The organism is Microbacterium sp. B19, from assembly GCF_000333395.1.
Taxonomy (GTDB): Bacteria; Actinomycetota; Actinomycetes; order Actinomycetales; family Microbacteriaceae; genus Microbacterium.
This window is the reverse complement of record NZ_BADA01000112.1, coordinates 1-886: the sequence shown is the minus strand read 5'-3', so window position 1 is coordinate 886 and position 886 is coordinate 1. Positions and strand designations below refer to the sequence as shown.

Sequence of the window (886 nt, the reverse complement as noted above, 5' to 3'; positions counted from 1 at the left end):
CCAGGAAGAGCCGCGCGATCGCCTCGGTGTCGAGGCCTGCCACGACCTTCAGCGTCAACGCCACTTGCGCTTCGCGCGAGAGCACGGGATGACAGACGGCGAAGACCAGGCGCAGGACGTCGTCGTCGATCGGCTCTCACATGTCGTCGGCCACCTCGTCGAGGTCGGCGGCGAGGAGGCGGTACTTCCGCACCCGCCGACGAGACGCCCGCCGACGTGGTGGTCACCGAGGCCGAGGCTCCCGCCGCCGCTGACGCCCCGGCCGCCGAGGCTCCGGCCGAGGCGCCCGCCGCCGACGAGACCCCCGCTGTCGACGCGCCGGCCGAGGCCGCGTCCGAGCAGGTCGCCGAAGCCGGCGATGCCCCCGAGACCGACGCCGCCCCCGAGGCCGTGGCATCCCCCTCCGAGGGTGAGAGCACCGAGGAGTCGGCCGAGACCCCGTCGCGCAGCCGCAGCCGCAGCCGGTCGCGCAGCCGCAACCGCAACCGCGCCGAGAACGCCGAGCCCGCGACCGCCGCGGCATCCGCCGCCGAGTCCGACGAGGCCGAGGCTCCCGCACAGAACGGGCAGCAGGCGCAGCAGCAGAACCAGGCGAACAGCCGCAACCGCCAGCGCAACAAGCGTCGCGGCGGGCAGGCGACGACCGGCGACGAGTTCGAGAGCGAGATCGGCGAGGACGACGTCCTCATCCCGATCGCGGGTGTCCTCGACGTGCTCGACAACTACGCGTTCGTGCGCACCACCGGCTACCTGCCCGGCCCGAGCGACGTCTACGTCTCGCTCGGCCAGGTCAAGAAGTACAACCTGCGCAAGGGCGACGCGGTCGTCGGCTCCATCAAGCAGCCGCGCGAGGGCGAGCAGTCCAGCCGCCAGAAGTACAACGCGC

Annotated in this window: 2 pseudogenes; one reads left to right on the top strand and one right to left on the bottom strand. The window is 73.0% G+C overall.

From position 1 onward, the window contains the following. A pseudogene (locus I5G_RS26360) lies at positions 1-178 on the bottom strand (RNA polymerase subunit sigma-24); the annotation flags it as partial. 38 nt (positions 179-216) lie between these two features. Here I5G_RS26360 and I5G_RS20580 point away from each other — a divergent pair. Then, a pseudogene (locus I5G_RS20580) lies at positions 217-886 on the top strand (transcription termination factor Rho); the annotation flags it as partial.